The following is a 12,522-nucleotide window of genomic DNA, read 5'->3' on the forward strand; positions in this document are numbered from 1 at the left end:
GCACCCACGCATGAAGTGAGCCCCCGGCCATGCCCACACCACCTGACATGTCGATGGACATGACGACCGTCGGTGACACCGGTCTTCTCGACACGCTGCAGCACGAGGTCGCGGTGTTCGCACGCCGTGCCGAACAGACCCGGCTCGGCGGTGTCGGGCAGGTGCGCAACTCCATGGACCGCGCCGCGTACCTGCTGCTCAACCGCCTCGACAAAGAAGGCCCGATGGGCGTCAAGGCACTCGCCGCCAGCATGGGCATCGACTCCTCCACGGTGACCCGGCAGGTGGCCCCGCTCGTCGACACCGGCCTGGTCAAGCGCACCTCCCACCCGGAGGACGGGCGCGCGGTGGTGCTCCAGCTGTCCCCGCGCGGGGTGTCCCGCCTGGACGAAGTACGGGACTCGCGGCGCCAGTTGATGGCGGAGCTGACGCGGGACTGGGCGCCGGGGGAGCGCGAGATGTTCTGTGCGCTCCTGACCCGCTTCAACGGCGCGCTCTCCGCCCGCATGGCCGTCCCGGGGGTCCCGGTGGCCGAGTCGGAGACGGCTTCCTGAGGGAACGGTTCCGGCCGCGTCACGGCCGCGGACGGCCGCGCCGTCCACGCGCCGTCCATGGACGGGGCCGCCGCGCCTGTCGCTCGCTCGTGTGGTGCGGGATCACGGCGCGCACACCTGTCGCGAGCGGTGAGTGACCACGCGCGCGGGGCGAACGGCCGCCCTTCGCACGCGTGTGCTGCGCGGCTCTTGACCGTGCGGCCGCTCCTGGCCTCATATGAGATCGGGGCCCGTCGCCGTCGGGGTGCCCCCGGACGGGAGGCGCGGTGCGAGGACGGCAGACGTCGCAGGGTGTTCGCCGGGCCCGGGAGTTCGAGGCGTTCGTCGCGGGCGCGGCCGGGCGGCTGCTCCATGCCGCCACCCTGCTCACCGCGGAACCGCCGGACGACAACCCGCGCGCGCGGCGCCTGCTGACGCTGGCCCTCGCCCATACGTACGCCTCCTGGGACCGGCTGCGCGGCGAGGACCCGTACGACCGGACGCGCCGGGAGCTGGCCCTGCGCTTCGCGCGCGGGACGTGGCCCGGGCGCGGCCGGTCCCGGGCCTCCTCCGGGAGCGTGCTGGCGGCGCTCACCCCGCAGGAGCGGCTGGTGCTGGTCCTGAGGCTGTTCGAGGGCGTGGCCGAGGAGCAGACGGCGGCCCTGCTCGGGCTGTCCGCCGAACGCGTCCGGGCGATCTGCGCGCGTGCCATGACCAACCTGCTGCGTCCGGCACGCGGACGGGCGCCCGCGGCCCTGGGGACGGAGGCCGTGGAGACGGAGGTGACGCGGTCATGAGCCTGCGCGGGCGGGAGGCCGCCGTCCGGCACCTCCTGGAGGGGGCGCCGCCGCGGGTGCCGCCCGGGCTGTACGGGGACGTGGTGCGGCGCGGCGGGCGCATCCTGCGCCGCAGGACCGCGGCCCGCCGCCTGCTGTGGCTGGTGCTGCTGACGGCGGCGGTCGCGTTCGTCGTGTGGGCGTCGATGGCGCGCCCGTGGGTGCAGCCCCCGTCGGACACGACGCCGCCGCTGACCGGCTGGTGATCACCTGCCGCGCCGTGCCCGGGTGAGCGGGTTACCGGCCGAGGGCCTGCTGGAGGTCCTCGAGGAGATCGTCGACGTTCTCGATGCCCACCGAGAGACGGACGAGGTCGGCCGGCACCTCGAGCGCCGAACCGGCCGCGGACGCGTGCGTCATCCGGCCGGGGTGCTCGATCAGGGACTCCACACCGCCGAGGGACTCACCGAGCGTGAAGACCTTGGCGCGGTTGCAGACCTCGACGGCCGCCTCCTCGCCGCCCTCGACCCGGAAGGAGACCATGCCGCCGAACGCCCTCATCTGCTTGGCCGCGACCTCGTGTCCCGGGTGGTCGGGGAGGCCCGGGTAGAGGACGCTCGTCACGCGCGCGTGCCGGGTGAGCATGTCGGCGACCTTCGTGGCGTTCTCGCTGTGCCGGTCCATACGGACGGCGAGGGTCTTGGTGCCGCGCAGCACCAGCCAGGAGTCGAAGGGCCCGGCGACCGCGCCCATCGCGTTCTGGTGGTACGCGAGCTCCTCGCCCAGCTTCTGGTCGCTCACGACGAGCGCGCCGCCGACGACGTCCGAGTGGCCGCCCATGTACTTGGTCAGCGAGTGCACGACGACATCGGCGCCGAGGGCGAGGGGCTGCTGGAGGTAGGGCGTGGCGAAGGTGTTGTCGACGACCAGCTTCGCGCCGGCCTCACGGGCGACCTGGGCGACGGCGGCGATGTCGGTGATGCCGAGGAGCGGGTTGGACGGGGTCTCCACCCAGATGACCTTGGTCTTCGGGGTGAGGGCGGCTCGTACGGCCGCGGGATCGCTCGAGTCGGCGACCGACCACTCCACGCCCCACCGCGAGACGACCTTCGCGAAGAGCCGGAACGTGCCGCCGTACGCGTCGTTGGGGATGACCACGTGGTCACCGGGGCGGAGCAGCGTACGCAACAGGCAGTCCTCGGCGGCCAGTCCGGACGCGAACGCGAGGCCGCGGCAGCCGCCCTCGAGGGCCGCGAGGTTCTCCTCCAGGGCGGTCCTGGTCGGGTTCGCGCTGCGGCTGTACTCGTAGCCGCCGCGCAGGCCGCCGACGCCGTCCTGCTTGTAGGTCGAGACCTGGTAGATCGGCGGGACGACCGCGCCGGTGAGGGGATCCGCGGTGTTGCCCGCGTGGATCGCGAGGGTCTCGAAATGCTGACTGATGTGCCTGTCGCTCATGGGCACCGAGCGTAGTGCGCCGGACGGGCCGCCGGGGGAAGGGAAGGGCCGGCCGCGGCCGGTCGGCCGGAACACGCCGCTCCCGGTGACCGGCCGGCACGGGAACGTGTCCCTCCCGTGGTCAGAAGCGGGAGGGGTGGTCACCGTGACGGGTATTCGCCGCCGGGTCCGGGCCGGCTACCGAGCCGTGACCCGGCCGGGTTGGCCAATTGTCGGACCCTTCTGGTTCGCTTGAGGCATGGAGATTCTCTGGGTCCTGATCGCCGCACTGATGATCGGCTACGCGGTCAACCTGATCGTGTCGCGCAGGCGTGCCGGAATCCAGCAGGTGACGCCGGGGCATCCGGACGCCGCGGACCCGGCGGACTACGGCTTCGTGCGGCAGGAGCAGCTGGACATCCGTATGCCCGGCCCCGACCAGGACCTCCTCGACGTCCTGGACCTGGTGCAGCGCACCCAGGACTACCGCGCCGCCGCGCAGCTGCTCCAGGGCACCGAGGCGGAGGGCGAGCGCCGCTGGCAGCGGGTGCAGGCCTTCGCCGGCGCCGCGTCGCTGGAGCTCCAGCAGCGCCCCGGCGGGGTGAGCGACACCCCCGGCGGGCAGTGGCTGCGGGTGTGGCGGGCCGAGGCGCCCAAGGACGCGGGCGGTGCGGCGGTGCACGCGGAGTTCCTGGTGCAGCAGGCGTGGCGGACGGCGACGCCGGGCACGGACGAGTTCCGGATCATCATGGAGGAGGCCAGGGCGGCCTGCGGCGACGCCGCGCTGCTGGCGCCGGGCGACCCGGTCCCGTACATCGTCGAGCTGTCGGTGGCGCGCGGACTCGGCTACTCCCAGCAGGAGTTCGATCAGCTCTGGCTGAAGATCCTGGACCGTGCGCCGGCCCACATGGGCGCGCATCTGGCCGCGCTGCACTACTGGTGCGAGAAGTGGCACGGTTCGCGGCAGACGGCGTACGCGTTCGCGGAGGCGGCCGCGGCCCGCGCGCCCAAGGGCTCCCTCCTCGCGGCCATGCCCCTCTTCGCGGTGTTCGAGCACCTGCCCGAGGTCAATCTGGTCCGGGGTTTCTACCAGAGCGAGGTCGTCACGAAGGCGGTCCACGGCGCCCTCTTCGCGGTCCACGCGGCCCGTCCCGACGACCCGATGCTGGCCCATGTCCGCCATCTCCTGGTGTTCTTCCTGGTCCGGGGCGAGCGCTGGGCCGAGGCGATGACCCAGCTGGTCCACGTCGACGGCCATGTGGGCGCCCTGCCGTGGATCCTCGATCCCGACCCGGCCGCGGACTACGCGATATACCGGGCGCTCGCGGTGGCGGGGTACGAGGCGAACGGCGGCAGCCCGGCGACGCTGCTGCGCTGAGCGCGGGCCGGTCGCGCCTTGCGGCCCCACCCACGGGTGGGCGACACTCCGCGCCCGAGCATGTACCGATGCCACGTCCCTGTGGCGGAGTTCTGCCGGATGCGCGACGCGAGCCCGGCGAACGTGACGGCGGCCCGGACGTAGCACCGGGCCGGAATGCCGTGCGTCCCCGGCGCGTTCTCCGGTTGCCGTCCCCGCGACCCCACGGGGTCGGCGAGGAGACGACGAAGGAGCCCGCGACATGCTGTTCGGCCGTACGCCCGTCCTGCCCAGCCCCGAGCAGGCGCTGAAGGGCCGCCCGGAGCCGGCCTACACGGTCCCCGAGCACCACACGGTCCTCGGCACCCCGCTGCTCGGCCCCTACCCCGAGGGCCTGGAGACCGCCGACTTCGGCCTGGGCTGTTTCTGGGGTGCCGAGCGCAAGTTCTGGCAGCTGCCGGCCGGTGTGCACACGACCCTGGTCGGCTACCAGGGCGGCTACACCGAGAACCCCGCGTACGAGGAGGTCTGCTCGGGCCTGACGGGCCACACCGAGGCGGTGCGGGTGGTGTACGACCCCGAGGTGATCCCGTACGAGGAACTGCTGCGAGTCTTCTGGGAGTCCCACGACCCCACGCAGGGCTTCCGCCAGGGCAACGACGTCGGCACGCAGTACCGCTCCGCGATCTACACCCACTCCGCTGCCCAGGCCACCGCGGCCCGGGCCTCCCGCGAGGCCTACCAGAAGGTCCTGACGCGCTCCGGCCACGGCACGATCACCACGGAGATCCTCCCGGCGGAGGGCCGCACGTTCTACCCGGCGGAGGAGTACCACCAGCAGTACCTCTCCGACGCCAAGAACCCCGACGGGTACTGCGGCCTGGGCGGCACCGGTGTGTCCTGCCCGATCGGCGTGGCGCCGGTCCGCGGCGACGGCTGAAGCGCTGGACGGCCGGTCCGCGCACGTCGCGTACGGACCTCCCCCGACGCCGACGCCCCGTGGCGCACGGGGCGTCGGTGATGGCATGGTCGGAAGAGACCGTGCGGAACCGCGGCGGCCGTGGGAGCGAGGGGGCCTGATGGTGTTCGGGTGGGGCGGGGAACTGCGGATGCCGACGGCCGACGAGGCACCGAAGGGGCGGGACGCGCTCGCGTACGAGGTGCCCGAGCGGCATGCCGCGCTCGGGAATCCGCTGCTGGGCCCCTATCCGGAGACGTACGAGGTCGCGGAGTTCGCGCTCGGGTGTTTCTGGGGGGCCGAGCGGAGGTTCTGGCAGACCGTCGGGGTGTGGACGACCGTGACCGGGTTCCAGGGCGGCTTCACCCCGTACCCCGTCGACGACGAGGTACGGACCGGGCTGACGGGACACGCCGAGACCGTGCGGGTCGTCTTCGATCCGGCGGTCGTGCCGTACGAGCGGCTGCTCCGGGTCTTCTGGGAGGGGCACGACCCGACGCAGGGCTTCCGGCAGGGCAACGACGTCGGCACCCATGTCCGGTCGCTCCTCTTCACCCGCTCCCCCGCCCAGCGGGACGCCGCCGAGCGGACGCGGGAGCGGTACCAGGAGGCCCTGTCCGACGCCGGGTACGGGAAGATCACGACCGAGGTCCTCGACGCCGGACGGCACCCCTTCTATCCGGCGCGGGACCGTCATCAGCAGTACCTGCACCGGTACCCCGCCGGGTACTGCGGACTCGGCGGCACGGGAGTGACCCTGCCTTAGTGCCCCGGGGGTACGGCTGTCAGGAACCGCTGCCGTACGGACGGGTCAGGATCTCCAGGTTGTGGCCGTTCGGGTCCTCGAAGTAGGCGCCCCGGCCGCCGTCGTTCCGGTTGATCTCCATCTCCTTGCGGTGGCCGGGGTCGGCCCAGTACGTCAGGCCCGCCTCCTCGATCCGGCCGAAGATCTCGTCGAACTCCTCCTCCGAGACCAGGAAGGCGTAGTGCTGGGCGGTGATGGGGTCGGACGTCTCCGCGTAGTCGAGCGTCACCCCGTTGGGGATCTGCACCGGGACGAACGGGCCGTACTGCGGGCTGACCTCCAGCCCCAGGATGTCGGCGAGGAACCGGGCGGACGCCTTCTTGTCACGGGCGGCGACGATCGTGTGGTTCAGCTCGATGGTCATGTCGAGTCCTCTCTTCACGCGACGAGGCCGACTCATCGGTCCGTGATCCTTGATCCTTGATCCTTGACCGCTGTCCGGCGCCAATCCCCGCAAGGCGTTGGGGACATGACCCACGCTATGCAGCCGTTCCCCGGCGCGCCATCGGCCCTTCGGCCGCCTCTTCCCCGGGCCTGCGACCTACGACCGGGGACCGGCGGCCGGGGGCCTGAGCCGTCGCGGCCCCGGTCCCCGGTCACCGGTCCCGGCCGGATCGGCTCAGATGGTCGCCGTGTCGATCACGAAGCGGTACCGCACGTCGCTCTTCAGCACCCGCTCGTACGCCTCGTTGATCTCGGAGGCGGCGATCAGCTCGATCTCGGCACCGAGGCCGTGCTCCGCGCAGAAGTCCAGCATCTCCTGGGTCTCCGCGATGCCGCCGATCATGGATCCGGCGAGGGTCTTGCGGCCGCCGATCACCGAGAAGAGGTTGAGCGAGATGGGCTCCTCGGGGGCGCCCACGTTCACCAGCGCGCCGTCCGTCTTCAGCAGGGCCAGGTACGCCCCGAAGTCCAGCGGAGCCGACACCGTCGACAGGATGATGTCGAAGGAGCCGCGCAGCTTCTCGAAGGTCTCCGGGTCGCTGGTGGCGTAGTAGTGGTCGGCGCCCAGCTTCAGGCCGTCGTCCTTCTTGCGCAGCGACTGCGACAGCACCGTCACCTCGGCGCCGAGCGCGTGCGCGATCTTGACGCCCATGTGGCCGAGTCCGCCCATGCCGAGGACGGCGACCTTCTTGCCGGGACCGGCGTTCCAGTGCTTCAGCGGCGAGTACGTGGTGATGCCGGCGCACAGCAGCGGCGCGGCGACATCGAGGGACAGCCCGTCCGGGATACGGAGGGCGAAGTTCTCGTCGACGACGATGTGCGTGGAGTAGCCGCCGTAGGTCACCTCGCCGTCCTTGCCGACGGCGCCGTACGTCTGCACGTTGCCCTGGGCGCAGTACTGCTCCAGTCCGGCCTTGCAGTTGTCGCACTCGCGGCAGGAGTCGACCATGCAGCCGACGCCCGCGTGGTCGCCGACCTGGAACTTGGTGACACCGGAGCCGACCTCGGTGACGACACCGGCGATCTCGTGTCCCGGGACCATCGGGAAGATCGCCTCGCCCCAGCCCGCGGTGGCCATGTGGATGTCCGAGTGGCAGATGCCGGCGAACTTGATCTCGATCAGGACGTCGTGCTCCCCGACCGCGCGGCGCTCGATGGTGGTGCGCTCGAGGGGGGCCTTCGCGGAGGGGGCCGCGTAGGCGGCGACAGTGGTGCTCATTCCTGGGGTTCTCCTGGAGTCGTCCTGAGCCCGGCCTGCCTTCCGGCCGGGCACGCTCTCCATGCTGCCTCGCCGCATCACATACGCCCAGGTCACGGCTTTGCGTACGTCTGCTGGTCCTACTACTGGCGGGGTCAGGCTCCGGTGCGTACGACCAGGGATACTGGACACATGGACAGACAGCCCGAATCCGTACAAGGCGCCGAGGTGGCCGGGGAAACCGCGGGTGCCGCCGGAGGGGCCCTGGACCGCCGGGCCGAGCTCAGCGAGTTCCTGCGCACCCGGCGGGCCCGGCTGAAGCCGGAGGACGTCGGGCTGCCGGACTACGGGCGGCACCGCCGGGTGCCCGGTCTGCGCCGCGAGGAGCTGGCACAGCTCGCGGGCGTCTCGGTGGCGTACTACACGCGGCTGGAGCAGGGCAACGGGCGCAATGTGTCCGCGGAGGTGCTCGGCTCCATCGCGCGCGCCCTGCGGCTGACCGACGCGGAGCACGCCCACCTCGTCCACCTGGCGAAGCCCAAGGCGCACAAGAAGAAGATGTCCGCCCGCACACAGCAGGTGCGCGGCGCGCTGCGGCAGCTCCTGGACGGCATGGAGGGGATTCCCGCGTACGTCGTTGGGCGGCGCTCGGACGTCCTCGCGTGGAACCGGATGGCGGCGGCCCTCTTCGGCGACTGGGCGGAGCTGCCGCCGCAGGAGCGGAACTGGGCCCGGATGGTGTTCCTCCTGCCCGAGTACCGCGAGCTGTTCGTGACGTGGGACTCCAAGGCCGCCGACGTGGTGGCCCACCTGCGCATGGACGCGGGCTGCCACCCCGACGACCCGCGGCTGTCCGCGCTGGTCGGCGAGCTGTCGGTGAAGAGCGCGGAGTTCCGCCGGCTGTGGGCCACCCATGACGTCAAGGAGAAGAGCCACGGGGTGAAGCGCCTGCACCATCCGCTGGTCGGCGAGCTGACGCTCTCCTTCGAGACGTTCCGGCTGCCGGACGACACCGAGCAGTCGCTGGTCACGTACCACGCGGAGCCGGGTTCCCCGTCGGCGGAGGCGCTGCGCCTGCTGGCCAGCTGGGGCACGGACGCGCACCGCCTCCGGCAGGAGCCCAAGGAGGTGTGAGCCCGCCCTCACAGACCGCCGGCGCCCGTGCCCCGCACCACGGTCGGCTTGTAGTGCCGCATCTCCTGGATGTTCCCCGCGTACGGCCGCACCGCGGCCAGGAAGTCCTCGGACAGCTCCGACCCCCGGAACCCTTCCAGATGGTCCTCGGTCGACGTCCAGGTGACGCGCAGGACGAAGTGCTCGAAGTCCTCCTCGCAGCGGGCCAGTTCGTAGTCGACGCACTGCGGCGCCGCCGCCAGGTGGGTCGCGGCCCTGGCGTAGGCGGCCAGGAACTCCGCCGACTGCTCCTCGGGGATCCGGTAGCGGATGTACTCCACGGTTCGCACGGTCATATGCCCATACCAACATGGACGGCCCGCCGGAGAAAGAATCTCCGGCGGGCCGTCCCGCGCGTCAGTGCTCAGTGAGCCGGCTCGGCGAGCCGGGGCTCACTTCCCGTAGTACGCGTTGTAGATCGAGACCACCGACTCGTTGCCCTTCTTGTCGGTGATCTTGGCGCGGTACGAGATCGCCTTGCCCTTGGCCGGGTTCGTGTAGGTGACCTTGCCGCTCTTGACGGTGAGCTTGGTCCACTTCTTGCCGCCGTCGTACGACACGTACACCGACAGCGACTTCAGGTTCTTGCCCGCGGCCGTGCCCTGGACGGTGACCGGGACGGTGACCTTCTTCTTGGCCGTCGCGCGGTTGGTGTTGTCGAGCGACGGGCTGAAGCGGGCCACGGAGGCCGGCAGCTGCACGAAGTCGGCGCTGGACTTCTTGGAGCGGAACGTCCAGCTCGCGTCGACGCGGGTGGAGGCCGCGGCGATCTTGGAACTGCGCTTGACCGACGTGGTCAGCTTGTATGCGGCGTCCCCGGACGGAACCGTGAACTCCGCGCCGAACAGCGGGTCCTTGTTGGTGCCGATCTTCTTGCCGTTGCGGTAGAGGGACGTGCTGACCGACGTGAAGTCGGACGAGCCCCAGTTCCTGCTGCTGTCGGCGAACAGCGGCAGCGAGCCGTAGAGGGAGTCGCCCTCACGGAAGATACCGTCGTCCGCGCTCAGCGCCGGGCCGAAGACCGCCTTGTTGAAGGTCTTCGTGTACTTCTTGCCCGCCTTGAAGGTCTGCGGGTCACCGAGCGAGTAGTAGGCCTCGGGGATCGGGAAGCCCTGGTCGTCCTTCTTGCCCGAGTACTGCGTGAAGTCGAACGTCCACTGGATCTTGTCGGACGTCGAGAGGTACAGCGTGCGCGAGCTCCGCAGCTTCTGCTCCACGGCGGAGCCGAAGACGGCGTTCTCGGGAAGGACGCCGACGACGCTGAGGCCGCCGGTCTTGCCCGCCACCCCGGACGCGAGGTCGTTGCGCACCGTGGCGAGCTCGCTCGCCTTGAAGTGGCGGACCTTGTTCGGCACGATCTTCTTGACCTTGGCGGTGGTGGCCACGTCGTACTCGGCGGAGCCGCCCTTCGTCCACTGGCCGCTCCACGTCTGCTGGAGGCCGCTCGCCTCCGGGCCGAGGTGGGCCATGCGCACGTTGGCCCAGGTGTCGAGGCCGACGGTAATGCCGACGCTCGCGGCGTCGTAGAGGTAGTCGATGGTCGCGGAGACCTGCTTGGCCTTCTTGTCCGGCACCGTGATGTCGGCCGCCTTGGTCTTGCGGGCGTCCAGCGTCACCGTGGTGTTCTTCGTGACGGCCAGCTTCGGCTGGACCAGCCAGTCGATGCCGCCCTTGAAGGTCTCGATGTCCTTGAGGATCCAGGAGTCCAGCAGGTACGTGCCCTTGGGCAGCCGCAGGGTCGCCGTACCGGAGGCGTTGACCGGGACGCTGTAGTAGCGGTCCTTGCCGAGGTTCGTGTAGCCGTTCAGCGTGGTCTCGTGGAGAGCCGCCGGCTTGCCGTCCCTGCCGATGGTCTTGAAGGTGACGTCGTACGACTCCACCTCGCGCTGCACGGCGGCCGCGGTGCGCACGGTCTGGCCGCCGCCGGTGGCGGTCACGTACGCGGAGTACGCGCCGTCCAGGGTGCCGCCCAGCTTGGTGTTCACGGTCAGGTCGACGGAGGCGGTACCGCCCGCCGGGACCGTCACCGTGTCGGCGCCGAGCGTGAAGAACCCGGCGGGAGCCGCCTCGCCCTTGGGACCCGTGCCCGCGGCCGACAGCGTGAGGGTGACGTCCTCCTTGCCGAGGTTGCGGTACGTCACCGCCTTGGTGACCGGGGTGTCGTCGGTGTGCGGCCACTGCTGGGTGCCGAAGCTCACCGACACCGGGTCGGCGATCACCGTCTGCTCGAGCGCCTTGTCCACCTGGACGCGTCCGGTGCCCTGCTGGAACGGGGTGTACGCGCCGCCCTTGGTGGACGCCGTGAGGGCGCCCTTGAGCTCGGCGTACGTCCAGTCCGGGTGCTGCTGCTTGAGGATCGCCGCCGCGCCCGCCACATGCGGGGTCGCCATCGACGTGCCGTCGATCGTCACATAGCCGGCCGGGTTCTCGCCGACCTCCTGCGCGATGACGCTGCCCTTGGCGGAGGCCGCGGTGATGGCCACACCCGGCGCCGTCACGTCGGGCTTGATCTGGCCGTCCGCGCCGGGACCGCGGCTGGAGAAGTCCGCGAGCTTGTCGTTGTCGTCGACGGCGCCGACCGTGAGCGCCGCGGCCGCGCTGCCCGGGGAGCCGACGGTCTGCTCACCGAACTCGCCCTCGTTGCCGGCGGCGACCGCGAAGAGGATGCCCTTCTCGGCGGAGAGCTTGTTGATCTGCGCCTCGAGCGGGTCGATCTCCGGTGTGTCGAGGCCGCCCAGGCTGAGGTTCACCACGTCGGCGCCCTGCGCGGCGGCCCACTCCATGCCCGCGAGGATGCCGGAGTCCTCACCGTAGCCGGAGTCGTCGAGGACCTTGCCGTTGAGGATCTGCGCGCCCGGGGCGACGCCCTTGTACTTGCCGCCCGACTTGGCGCCCGTGCCCGCCGCGATGGAGGCGACGTGCGTGCCGTGGCCGAAGGCGTCGTTCGTGCCCTTGGCAGCGGAGAAGTTCTTCTCCGCGACGACCTGGTCCTTGAGGTCGGCGTGGGTCGCGTCGACACCGGTGTCCAGGACGGCGATCTTGACGCCCTTGCCGTCGTAGCCGGCCGCCCACGCCGTGGGCGCGCCGATCTGCGGCACGGACTTGTCGAGGCTCACCTTGCGGACGCCGTCGAGCCAGATGCCCGCGATGCCGGAGGCGGTGGTGCCGTCGGTGTCGGTCACCGCGTTCCACAGCTCGTGCGCGTCGGCCTTCGGGGTCTGGACCGCGTCCGCGTTCAGGTTCTTGAAGGTGCGGCGGACCTGGGTCTCACCGGCGTCACGGACGTCCTCGCGGGCCCCGGTGGCGGCTCCCTTGTAGCCGACGATCACCTTCAGGCCCTTCTTCTGGGCCTTGCGGGTCACGGACTTGTTCAGCACCGTGATGTCGAACAGCCGCTGGTCGAGCTTGCCGGTGGCGATCAGTCGGGCCGCGTCGGCGGGCACCACAAGGGTGTGGCCGTCGGCTTTGCGTATCTGGAAGGGTATGCCCTCCCGGCCCTTCGCCCGCTCCACACCGAGCGGGCGGCCCTTTCCGTCGACGACGACCCGGTCACCCGTGATCAGGGTGATGCGGTTCTTGGCGACGGACGACCCGGCCGCGCTGGAGCCGGTCGTGCCGGCCCCGCTCGCGAGCTGGGTTCCCGCCGACGCCGGGCTGGTCAGACCCGCCGTCAGCGCCACGGCGGCCGCGGTGGCTATCGAGGCCGCGCATGCTCTGTTCACTTGTCTGCGCAAGTTCTCCCCCTGGAGATGAAGTCCGGAGGAACGCGTTCGTTCCTCCGGCCGGGGGAATCCCCGCACGCGCGTGCGTACACCCCCCGGTACATGCAGTATGCCGGGGGGCT

The 12,522-nt window shown here is 71.2% G+C and carries 11 protein-coding genes and 1 pseudogene; 7 read left to right on the forward strand and 5 right to left on the reverse strand.

The features are described 5' to 3' along the window. The first annotated feature begins 47 nt into the window (after positions 1–47). From IE242_RS03510 to IE242_RS03520, 3 genes are all read left to right on the forward strand, one after another. Positions 48–554, forward strand: a complete 507-nt coding sequence (locus IE242_RS03510) for a MarR family winged helix-turn-helix transcriptional regulator (protein WP_189856368.1) — start codon at positions 48–50, stop codon at positions 552–554. A 266-nt stretch (positions 555–820) separates the two neighbouring features. Continuing rightward, positions 821–1,330: a sigma factor-like helix-turn-helix DNA-binding protein gene (locus tag IE242_RS03515; protein ID WP_189855137.1), complete on the forward strand. Its 510-nt coding sequence runs from the start codon at positions 821–823 to the stop codon at positions 1,328–1,330. Beyond that, the gene (locus tag IE242_RS03520; protein WP_189855139.1) at positions 1,327–1,575 is read left to right on the forward strand and encodes a hypothetical protein; all 249 of its coding nucleotides are present in this window, start codon (positions 1,327–1,329) and stop codon (positions 1,573–1,575) included. Before IE242_RS03515 ends, IE242_RS03520 begins: the two co-directional genes overlap by 4 nt. 31 nt (positions 1,576–1,606) lie before the next feature. On the opposite strand, the gene IE242_RS03525 is transcribed toward IE242_RS03520, so the two are convergent. After that, complete coding sequence (locus IE242_RS03525; protein WP_189855141.1) at positions 1,607–2,764, reverse strand: cystathionine gamma-synthase; 1,158 nt, start codon at positions 2,762–2,764, stop codon at positions 1,607–1,609. 238 nt (positions 2,765–3,002) lie between these two features. Here IE242_RS03525 and IE242_RS03530 point away from each other — a divergent pair, with 238 nt between their 5' ends. The 3 genes from IE242_RS03530 (at position 3,003) to msrA (IE242_RS03540) (ending at position 5,824) form a co-directional block, all read left to right on the forward strand. After that, entirely contained in the window at positions 3,003–4,121 is a 1,119-nt protein-coding gene (locus IE242_RS03530) for a hypothetical protein (protein ID WP_189855143.1), read from the forward strand. 241 nt (positions 4,122–4,362) lie between these two features. Further along, positions 4,363–5,040: a peptide-methionine (S)-S-oxide reductase MsrA gene (msrA, locus tag IE242_RS03535; protein ID WP_189855145.1), complete on the forward strand. Its 678-nt coding sequence runs from the start codon at positions 4,363–4,365 to the stop codon at positions 5,038–5,040. A 139-nt stretch (positions 5,041–5,179) separates the two neighbouring features. Then, positions 5,180–5,824 (forward strand): peptide-methionine (S)-S-oxide reductase MsrA, encoded by a 645-nt coding sequence (gene msrA / locus IE242_RS03540; RefSeq protein ID WP_189855147.1) that lies wholly within the window; start codon positions 5,180–5,182, stop codon positions 5,822–5,824. A 19-nt stretch (positions 5,825–5,843) separates the two neighbouring features. On the opposite strand, the gene IE242_RS03545 is transcribed toward msrA (IE242_RS03540), so the two are convergent. Both IE242_RS03545 and IE242_RS03550 read right to left on the reverse strand, forming a co-directional pair. Continuing rightward, positions 5,844–6,227, reverse strand: coding sequence for a VOC family protein (locus IE242_RS03545; RefSeq protein ID WP_189855149.1), 384 nt, complete (start codon positions 6,225–6,227; stop codon positions 5,844–5,846). A gap of 255 nt (positions 6,228–6,482) precedes the next feature. Then, a complete protein-coding gene (locus IE242_RS03550) occupies positions 6,483–7,526 on the reverse strand; it encodes an NAD(P)-dependent alcohol dehydrogenase (RefSeq protein WP_189855151.1) in 1,044 nt (347 codons plus the stop codon). Between the two features lie 171 nt (positions 7,527–7,697). Between IE242_RS03550 and IE242_RS03555 the strand changes: the two genes are divergently transcribed. Further along, positions 7,698–8,639 (forward strand): helix-turn-helix domain-containing protein, encoded by a 942-nt coding sequence (locus IE242_RS03555; RefSeq protein WP_189855153.1) that lies wholly within the window; start codon positions 7,698–7,700, stop codon positions 8,637–8,639. 20 nt (positions 8,640–8,659) lie between these two features. On the opposite strand, the pseudogene IE242_RS03560 reads toward IE242_RS03555, so the two are convergent. Then, positions 8,660–8,974 (reverse strand): annotated as a pseudogene (locus IE242_RS03560) (putative quinol monooxygenase); the annotation flags it as partial. Positions 8,975–9,070: 96 nt separating this feature from the next. Continuing rightward, on the reverse strand, positions 9,071–12,400 hold the full coding sequence (locus tag IE242_RS03565) for a S8 family peptidase (protein WP_229858106.1): 3,330 nt from the start codon (positions 12,398–12,400) through the stop codon (positions 9,071–9,073). Positions 12,401–12,522 lie beyond the last annotated feature (122 nt).

The organism is Streptomyces poonensis, from assembly GCF_014650915.1.
GTDB lineage: Bacteria > Actinomycetota > Actinomycetes > Streptomycetales > Streptomycetaceae > Streptomyces > Streptomyces poonensis.